The organism is Actinoplanes sp. NPDC051633 (genome assembly GCF_040681735.1).
Taxonomy (GTDB): domain Bacteria; phylum Actinomycetota; class Actinomycetes; order Mycobacteriales; family Micromonosporaceae; genus Actinoplanes.
Map to the genome: position 1 here is coordinate 1 of NZ_JBFAZH010001122.1, position 2,523 is coordinate 2,523.

The 2,523-nt window shown below is 75.2% G+C and carries 3 protein-coding genes; 2 read left to right on the top strand and 1 reads right to left on the bottom strand.

The window, feature by feature from the left end:
• Positions 1 to 326, bottom strand: a 326-nt coding sequence (locus AB0M20_RS37835) for an SURF1 family protein (RefSeq protein ID WP_364305649.1), incomplete at its 3' end; no start/stop codon positions are given.
• 127 nt (positions 327 to 453) lie between these two features.
• Between AB0M20_RS37835 and AB0M20_RS37840 the strand changes: the two genes are divergently transcribed.
• Both AB0M20_RS37840 and AB0M20_RS37845 read left to right on the top strand, forming a co-directional pair.
• Positions 454 to 1,890, top strand: coding sequence for a cobyrinate a,c-diamide synthase (locus AB0M20_RS37840; RefSeq protein WP_364305651.1), 1,437 nt, complete (start codon positions 454 to 456; stop codon positions 1,888 to 1,890).
• Positions 1,891 to 1,917: 27 nt separating this feature from the next.
• Positions 1,918 to 2,523: TIGR03086 family metal-binding protein (locus tag AB0M20_RS37845; RefSeq protein ID WP_364305653.1), on the top strand; the 606-nt coding region annotated here is incomplete at its 3' end.

The window sequence follows — 2,523 nt, forward strand, 5'->3', positions numbered from 1 at the left end:
ATCTCGAACCCGACGGCCCCGTCGACCGTGCGACCGCGGGCCTGGATCTCGTGCGCCGGGTCGAACGTGCCGGTCACCGTGACCTTCGTCCAGGCCAGCTCGGCGCCGGGCGCCGGGCCCGCCGTGGACGGCGCGGAGGGGCGGGCCAGCACGGAGGTCAGCGGCACGGGCGCGGCCGACTCCGCCGCGTCGATGCGGTCGTTGATCGCGCTGCGTTCGTGGTACCGGTGCAGCTGCCAGTTGCCGAGGAACACCATGACCACCGAGGCGGCCACGGTGAGCGCCGCCGCGGCCAGCCAGCGCGGCGTCAGCAGGAACCGGTACACCCCTCCGAGGTTACCGGGCCCCCAAGATCGCAGCGCCGGGGCGGTGGCCGGGTAGGGTGCAACGTCCGGCCGTCGATCGACAACTCGGCCGGGGCGCCGGGGGAGGCGCCTGGAGGGGGGTGTCGCAATGACCGCTCAGCCGCGCCTGTTGGTGAGCGCGCCGGCGTCGGGGCACGGCAAGACCGCGATCGCCGTCGGCCTGCTGGCGGCCTATGCGTCCCGGGGGCTGCACCCGGCCGGCTTCAAGGTCGGGCCGGACCACACCGACGCCGCGTACCTGGGATTGGCCGCCGGACGCCCGGGCCGCAACCTCGACCTGCGACTGACCGGCTCGCAGCGGATCGCGCCGCTGTTCGCGCACGGCGCCGCCGGCTCGCGGATCGCCGTCATCGAGGGCGCGATGGGGCTGTTCGACAGCCTGACCGGGCAGCCGGAGATCGACGGCACGGCCGCGGTCGCGGCCACCCTGCGCGCGCCGGTCGTGCTGGTCATCGACGTCGCGTCGATGGGCCACTCGGTGGCCGCCGTGGTGCACGGCTTCCGGATGTTCGACGAGATGGTCCACCTCGGCGGGGTGATCCTCAACCGGGTCGGGTCCGACCGGCACGAGCAGCTCCTGCGCAGCGCCCTCGACGACATCGGCGTGCCGGTCTTCGGGGCGATGCGGCACGGCGCACTGCCCGACGTGCTGCCCGCCCGCGCGCTGGGCCCGGTGCCGATCGCGCAGCTCACCGGTGAGGCGGGCCGGGCCACCCAGGTGCTCGGCGAGGCCGTCGGCCGCGGCGTCGACCTGGACCGGCTGCTGGCGCTGGCCGCGTCCGCGCCCGAGATCTCCGCCCCGGCGTGGTCCGCGGCCGAGGCGGTCGGTGGCGCCCTCAAGGACCGTCCGCGCCCGGTGATCGCGCTGGCCGGCGGCCCCGGCGCGGCGTATTCCTACGCGGAGACCGTGGAGCTGCTGACCGCGGCGGGCGCGGACGTCGCGGTGGTCGATCCGTTGCGCGACGAGAAACTTCCCCATGGGGTACGCGGACTCGTCGTCGGCGCCGGCCTGCCGGAGTCGTACGCGTCCGAGCTGTCCGCCAACCGCCGCCTGAAAGCCGCGGTGGCCGAGCTCGCCGAGCGGGGCCTGCCGATCGCCGCCGAGGGCGCGGGTCTCACCTGGCTGGCCCGTGACTTGGACGGGTTGCCGATGTGCGGGGTGATCGACGCGTCCGCGCGCACCGGAGAGCACATCGTGGCCGGCTATCGGGAGGCGACCGCCGCCGCGCCGTCGCTGCTCGCCCCGCCCGGCGCGCGCGTCACCGGCTACAAGCAGATCCGCTCGGTGGTCACCCCGCGCGCCGGCGAGGTCCCCGCCTGGACCTGGTCGGGCGGCCACCCCGAGGGCTTCGTCCGGCGTCAGCTGCACGCCTCCCAGCTGGGCCTGCACTGGGCCGGCTTCCCCGAGATCGCGCGCCGCGTGGTGGCCGCCGCCGCGCCGCGGGACAGCGAGGAGCGGACGGCGGAGCTCAACGTCCGGAACATCGCCGATGCGGACACGGCGGATGTCGTGGCCCGTCCGTAATCTAAAGGCACAGGAAGGAGGCAGATCATGGCCGACCGTGTGCCGCTGGACTTCGACCCTCCGGTGCGTCAGCTGAGAGCGATTCTCCTCGGCGTCGCCGATGACGACCTGACCGCCCCGACGCCGTGCCCAGGCTGGACGGTCGGCGCCTTGTTGTCCCACTTGATGGGGTTGTCCTATGCGTTCGCGGCCGCCGCCCGCAAGTCCGACGACGCGCCCGGCGTCAGCTGCCCGCCGCCCGAGCCGTCCGCCGCCGATCTGCCCACCCACTGGCGTTCCCGGCTGCCCGTGCTGCTCGCCGAGCTGGAGACGGCTTGGCGCGACCCGGCCGCCTGGACCGGCACTGCGACCGCCGGCGGCGTGACCATGCCGGCCGCCGACATGGGCGTGGTCGCGATGAACGAGGTCGTGCTGCACGGCTGGGATCTGGCGCAGGCCACGGGCCAGGAGTTCTTCACCGACCCGCGGATCCTCGACACGCTGCTGGAGTTCCTGTCCCAGGGCCCGCCCGAGGGCACGCCCGGCATGTTCGGCCCGCCGGTCGAGGCGCACGACGAGGCGACGCGGCTCGAGCAGGTGGTGGCCCGGGCCGGCCGCGACCCGCAGTGGCGGCGGCACGGCCGGCGCCGCCGC

Excerpts from the sequence above, each read along its gene's own strand:
- AB0M20_RS37840 (WP_364305651.1), top strand. The coding sequence starts at position 454 with ATGACCGCTCAGCCGCGCCTGTTGGTGAGCGCGCCGGCGTCGGGGCAC.